Source organism: Salipiger mucosus DSM 16094, from assembly GCF_000442255.1.
In the GTDB taxonomy this organism is placed as follows: domain Bacteria; phylum Pseudomonadota; class Alphaproteobacteria; order Rhodobacterales; family Rhodobacteraceae; genus Salipiger; species Salipiger mucosus.
Window position 1 is genome coordinate 16201 of record NZ_KE557298.1, and the last position, 4884, is coordinate 21084.

The 4884-nt window shown below is 72.7% G+C and carries 6 protein-coding genes; all 6 read left to right on the top strand.

Translation table 11 applies throughout. From position 1 onward, the window contains the following. The first annotated feature begins 167 nt into the window (after positions 1-167). The 6 genes from SALMUC_RS27590 (at position 168) to SALMUC_RS27615 (ending at position 4757) form a co-directional block, all read left to right on the top strand. The gene (locus SALMUC_RS27590; RefSeq protein WP_020043721.1) at positions 168-905 is read left to right on the top strand and encodes an ABC transporter permease; all 738 of its coding nucleotides are present in this window, start codon (positions 168-170) and stop codon (positions 903-905) included. A 297-nt stretch (positions 906-1202) separates the two neighbouring features. Beyond that, positions 1203-2726, top strand: coding sequence for a malonate--CoA ligase (locus tag SALMUC_RS27595; RefSeq protein WP_020043720.1), 1524 nt, complete (start codon positions 1203-1205; stop codon positions 2724-2726). 169 nt (positions 2727-2895) lie between these two features. Next, complete coding sequence (locus SALMUC_RS27600) at positions 2896-3324, top strand: hypothetical protein (RefSeq protein ID WP_020043719.1); 429 nt, start codon at positions 2896-2898, stop codon at positions 3322-3324. Next, complete coding sequence (locus tag SALMUC_RS27605; protein ID WP_020043718.1) at positions 3321-3995, top strand: MotA/TolQ/ExbB proton channel family protein; 675 nt, start codon at positions 3321-3323, stop codon at positions 3993-3995. The genes SALMUC_RS27600 and SALMUC_RS27605 overlap by 4 nt, the downstream gene beginning before the upstream one ends. Further along, positions 3988-4374 (top strand): biopolymer transporter ExbD, encoded by a 387-nt coding sequence (locus SALMUC_RS27610; RefSeq protein ID WP_245584762.1) that lies wholly within the window; start codon positions 3988-3990, stop codon positions 4372-4374. Before SALMUC_RS27605 ends, SALMUC_RS27610 begins: the two co-directional genes overlap by 8 nt. Beyond that, the gene (locus tag SALMUC_RS27615) at positions 4371-4757 is read left to right on the top strand and encodes an ExbD/TolR family protein (RefSeq protein WP_020043716.1); all 387 of its coding nucleotides are present in this window, start codon (positions 4371-4373) and stop codon (positions 4755-4757) included. Before SALMUC_RS27610 ends, SALMUC_RS27615 begins: the two co-directional genes overlap by 4 nt. Positions 4758-4884 lie beyond the last annotated feature (127 nt).

The window sequence follows — 4884 nt, forward strand, 5'->3', positions numbered from 1 at the left end:
ACGCACGACCCCGCCGAGGCCGCGCGGCTGGGCGAGCACGTCGTCGTCCTCACCCGCAACGCCGCCACGCCCGTCGCGCCGCCCGAGGCGCCGATCCCCCGCGCGCCCGATGCCGCCGCCACGCTCGAGGCCACGGGCCGCCTCACCCGCATGCTGCTGGAGGCCGCATGACCGCGCTCCGTCTTCTGCTGCCGGCCGCCCTCGGCCTCGCCCTCTGGCAGGGGCTGGTGATCCTGCTCGACATGCCGGCCTTCATCCTGCCCCCGCCCCTGCGCGTGGCCGAGACCCTCTACGCCAGCCGCGCGCTCATCGCCGAACACGCGCTCATCACCATGGCCGAGGTCCTCGCCGGTCTCGTCCTCGGCGCGGTGCTGGGCTGGGGCTCGGCGATCCTGCTGGCGCTCTCGCCGCCCGCGCGGCGGGTGCTGCAGCCCATGCTGGTCTTCAGCCAGGCGGTCCCGGTCTTCGCCCTCGCCCCGATCCTGACGCTCTGGTTCGGCTACGGGCTGGGCTCCAAGATCGCCATGGCGCTGCTCATCATCTACTTCCCCGTGACCTCGGCCTTCTTCGACGCGCTGATGCGCACGCCGCCGGGCTGGCTCGCCCAGGCCCGCGTCATGGGCGGCTCCGAGTGGCGCGTGATGTGGCGCCTGCGCGTGCCCGCGGCGCTGCCGGGCTTCCTCTCGGGCCTGCGCCTCGCGGCGGTCTACGCCCCCATCGGCGCGATCATCGGCGAATGGGTGGGGGCGTCCAAGGGGCTCGGCTACCTCATGCTTCTGGCCAACGGCCGGGCCAAGACCGACCTGATGTTCGCCGCGCTCATCGTGCTGGCCTGCCTCACGCTGCTGCTGCACCGCGCCGTCGACAGGGGCGCCAGCCACCTCCTCGCCCGCCGCGAAGCCTGAGACCCGGGCCACCCCAAGGACCAGCGCACCCCCAGGGCCATCGCCCGTCCGCCGGGCGGGCCACACCCGCAGAGGCCCCGGCCCCTTATCCCCGGTCCATATGCCTCCGCCCGAGACGGCAGTCCGACCCATCGGAGCGCCCGCCCGGATGTGCGGACGGGCGCTGGCCCGGCGGCGCTGCGCGCCTTGTTTCCGGGCCCGGGCAAACCTCCAGGCACCGCGCGCCCGGCGCCCTTTACCTGGCGCGCCCCCTCGCGCAATATCCACGGCATCGCCATCGCCTGAGGAGGACAGACCTTGGCCAATCCGCTCTACGACGCGCTCTTCGCCCCGCATGCCGGCAAGTCGAAAGACGTCATCATCCGCTCCGACGGCTCGCGGCTCAGCTACGAGGGCTTCCTCGCCATGGCCGCCCGCATGGCCCACGTGCTCACCGAACAGGGCCTCGCCCCCGGCGACCGCCTTGCCGTGCAGGTCACGAAATCGCCCGAGGCGCTGGCGCTCTACGCCGCCGCCGTGCAGGCCGGCGTCATCTTCCTGCCGCTCAACACCGCCTATACCACCGCCGAGCTCGACTACTTCGTCGGCGACAGCGGCGCGACACTGCTGGTCTGCGACAGCGCCAGGGAACCCGACCTGCGCCCCATGGCCGAGGGCCACGGCGCGCAGACCCTCACCCTCGACGCCGACGGCGCGGGCAGCCTCACCACGCGCGCCGCCGGCAAGTCCGAGCACTTCGAGACCGTGCCGCGTAGCCCAGACGACCTCGCCGCCTTCCTCTATACCTCGGGCACCACCGGCCGCTCCAAGGGCGCCATGCTCACGCAGGACAACCTGCTGTCGAACGCGCTCACCCTGGTCGAGGCCTGGCGCTTCACCGGGGACGACGTGCTGCTGCACGCGCTGCCGATCTTCCACACCCACGGGCTCTTCGTGGCGACCAACGTGGTGCTCGCCACCGGCGGCACGATGATCTTCCTGCCCGGCTTCGACCTCGACCGCGTGCTCGCCGCGCTGCCGCAGGCGACCGCCATGATGGGCGTGCCCACCTTCTACACGCGCCTGCTGGACGATCCACGCTTCACCCGCGAGCTTGCCGGGCACATGCGGCTCTTCACCTCGGGCTCGGCGCCGCTGCTGGCCGCCACCCACGAGGCCTTCGAGCAGCGCACCGGGCACCGCATCCTCGAGCGCTACGGCATGACCGAGACCAACATGTCGACCTCGAACCCCTACGAGGGCGACCGCCGCGCCGGCACCGTCGGCCCGCCCCTGCCCGGCGTCGAGCTGAAGATCACCGACCCCGAAACCGGCCGGCCCGTCGCGCAGGGCGAGGTCGGCGTGATCGAGGTGCGCGGCCCCAACGTCTTCCAGGGCTACTGGAGGATGCCGGAAAAGACCGCCGAGGAGCTGCGCCCCGACGGCTTCTTCATCACCGGCGACCTCGCCACGCAGGACGCCGAGGGCTATGTCACCATCGTCGGCCGCGCCAAGGATCTCGTGATCTCGGGCGGTTACAACATCTACCCCAAGGAACTCGAAGAGGTGCTCGACGCCCAGCCCGGCGTCCGCGAAAGCGCCGTCGTGGGCGTGCCCCACCCCGACCTCGGCGAGGCCGCGCTGGCCCTGCTGGTGCCGGAACCGGGCGCGGCCCCCGACCTTCCGGCCATCGAGGCGGCGCTGGGACAGCGCCTCGCCCGCTACAAGCACCCGCGCCGGATCGAGCTCATCGACGAGCTGCCGCGCAACACCATGGGCAAGGTGCAGAAGGCCCTCCTGCGCGAGCGCTACGGGCAGGCCTTCACCGCGCCCGCCAAGTGAGGCGGCCGGGGCGGCCCGCAAATACCTGAATATTTCGATTAGGTATTGCACTTGCCCCGCGTCTTCTGTTGAATCGCGCCGGAATGCTCTAGCCTGTTCGTGCTTTCGCGCGCCGCCAAAGCTGCCGACATCCCGTCGGGACACCGACCGATCTGAACAGGAGCCACCCTTGCTGCGCATCTCCCGCACGGCCGCCGTGCTTGCCACCATGGCGCTGCCACTGTCCGCGACGGCCCAGGAAGACCTGGGCCCCCGCCTGTCGCTGGAACTCAACACCACCGCCCCGGCCGAGAACGGCTGCACGCTGACCTTCCTCGCGCTCAACGGCCACGAGTCCGACATCCAGCGCGTCGTCTTCGAGGCGGTGCTCTTCGACACCGGCGGACAGGTCGACCGGCTGACCCTCTTCGATTTCGGCACGCTGCCCGCGGGCCGGCCCCGCGTGCGCCAGTTCGTCGTGCCGGGCCTTGCCTGCGACGGGCTGGGGCAGATCCTCATCAACGGCGCCAGCACCTGCGAGGCGGGCGAGCTCGGCGCCGGCGCCTGCTCGGACGACCTGCTGCTCGAGACCCGCACCGAGACCGAGGTGATCGGATGATCGACGCCCTGCTCGACCGCCTGCGCGACATCGCCGAGCTTGGCGGTCCCGTCGTCCTGCTGATGATCGCGGTCTCGATCGCGACGCTGGCCGTGGTGCTCTACAAGCTCTGGCAGTTCGCCGCCGCCGGCGTCGGCCGCCACGCCGCCCTGCGCGATGCGGTCGCCGCCTGGGACCGCGGCGACCGCGCCGAGGCGCGCCGCGCGCTCGACCGCTCGCGCAGCTACCTGCGGCCGGTCATCGACATGGCCATGGGCGGCCGCGCCGATGCCGCCCGGCTCGAGGCCGAGGCCGAGACCCGCTTCGCCGGGCTCGAACGCGGCTTCCGCTTCCTCGATTCCGTGGCGCAGCTCTCGCCGCTGCTGGGCCTCTTCGGCACCGTGCTGGGCATGATCTCGGCCTTCCAGGCGCTGCAGGAGGCCGGCTCGCAGGTCGATCCCTCGATCCTCGCGGGCGGCATCTGGGTCGCGCTGCTGACCACCGCCGCGGGGCTCGCCGTGGCGATGCCGACCTCGCTGGTGCTCAGCTGGTTCGAGGCCCGCATGGAGGCCGAGCGCGTGCTCGCCGAGAAGGCCGTGCACACCGTCCTCGCCCCGGCCGGCGGCGACGCGCCCGCCACGACCCACGCCATGTCCGCCCACGGGGCCCCGGAGCGGCCGGGCCATGCGTAGGATCCGCCGGCGGCGGCGGATGTCGATGACCTCGCTGATCGACGTCATCTTCCTCCTGCTGCTGTTCTTCATGCTCTCCTCGACCTTCACCCGGTTTTCCGAGGTGCAGCTCTCGGCCGCCGGCACCGGCGGCGCGCCGGGCGAGCTGCGCCCGGTCTTCCTGCAGCTCGCCGCCGACCGGCTGACGCTCAACGGCACCTCGGTTCCGCTCGAGAACCTGCCCGCGCGGCTCGCCGAACGCACCGAGGGCACCGGCGACGATCCCCTGCCGCTGCTTGTCGCGCTCAAGGGCGAGGTCACGGCGCAGCGGCTCACGGACCTGCTCGTCGTGCTGGGCGGGGTCGAGGGAGTGCAGGCCACGGTCCTGGGGGGCTCATGAGACCGCGCCGGCAGAAACCGCAGCGCGAGCCCACCATCGCGCTCATCAACGTCGTCTTCCTGATGCTCGTCTTCTTCCTCGTCGCGGGCACCGTGGCGCGCCCGCTCGACGGCGAGGTGAGCCTCGTGCGCACCGCCGAGCTCGAGGGCGCCCCGCCGCCCGACGCGCTGGTCATCCACGCCGACGGCCGCCTCGGCTGGCGCGGCGAGGATGTCGCCTCCGCCGAGGCCTGGCTCGAGGGCCTGTCCGAGGACCAGCGCGCCGTCGCGCGCCTCGTGCCCGACCGCGAGCTTCCGGCCTCCGAGCTCGTCGCCATCGGCCGCCGCCTGCGCGAGGCCGGCGCGCAGGAGATCCGCATCGTCACGCAACGGGGCCTCGAATGACCCGCGCCGCCGACATGATCCCCGCCTCCGGCCCCGGCAAACTGGCCGCGCTGCTGCTGGCCCTCGGCGCCCACGGCGCGCTGGCGCTGGTGCTCGCGCAGCCGCCCGAGGTCCGCACCGAGGGCAG

What these genes read in the sequence shown, in the direction of transcription:
- SALMUC_RS27590 (WP_020043721.1), top strand. Translation starts at nt 168, where the DNA reads ATGACCGCGCTCCGTCTTCTGCTGCCGGCCGCCCTCGGCCTCGCCCTC.
- SALMUC_RS27605 (WP_020043718.1), top strand. Translation starts at nt 3,321, where the DNA reads ATGATCGACGCCCTGCTCGACCGCCTGCGCGACATCGCCGAGCTTGGC.
- SALMUC_RS27610 (WP_245584762.1), top strand. Translation starts at nt 3,988, where the DNA reads ATGCGTAGGATCCGCCGGCGGCGGCGGATGTCGATGACCTCGCTGATC.
- SALMUC_RS27615 (WP_020043716.1), top strand. Translation starts at nt 4,371, where the DNA reads ATGAGACCGCGCCGGCAGAAACCGCAGCGCGAGCCCACCATCGCGCTC.